Source organism: Campylobacter concisus (assembly GCF_002913545.1).
Classification (GTDB): Bacteria; Campylobacterota; Campylobacteria; order Campylobacterales; family Campylobacteraceae; genus Campylobacter_A; species Campylobacter_A concisus_AV.
The window spans coordinates 1-473 of sequence record NZ_PPBR01000010.1; the positions used below are offsets into that span (position 1 = coordinate 1).

Annotated in this window: 1 protein-coding gene; it reads left to right on the forward strand. The window is 39.7% G+C overall.

Annotated elements, in window-relative coordinates:
• The coding region (locus tag CYP05_RS00980; protein WP_103641730.1) for a hypothetical protein at positions 1-473 on the forward strand (473 nt) is incomplete at both ends.

Consider the following 473-nt stretch of genomic DNA (forward strand, 5'->3'; position numbering starts at 1 on the left):
TGCCAATATAACGCTAGATGGCAAAATGATCGGTAAGATCGAGGTTTTAACGCCAGTTGAAGTCTTAGAAAAAGGCGATAAAACGAGCAAGATCAAGGTTAGTGGCGTAGTTTCGGCAAATTACTTAGCCCAGCTTCAAAGGAGCATAGAAGATCCAGAAATTTTTGTAGCTTTTGACAATGAGAATGAGTCAAATTTCAAAAAATTAAAAGATCTTGAAGATGAGTATGGCGAGATCTGGTACCAAGCAGAGGGCGTTTACGAAGTGCCAAATGACGCGCTTGGTGGCGATACAAAAAAACTTTACGTAAAAGCACAACAAATTTACGAAGAGACTTGTTCCGCATGTCATAGACTTCATGAACCAAATAGCGTTACAGCGGCTCAGTGGCCAGCAAATTTAGCTGGAATGGTCGATGCAAAATTTGTAGCACTAGATGAAACTAACCTAAATTTAGTGCTTAAATACCTAC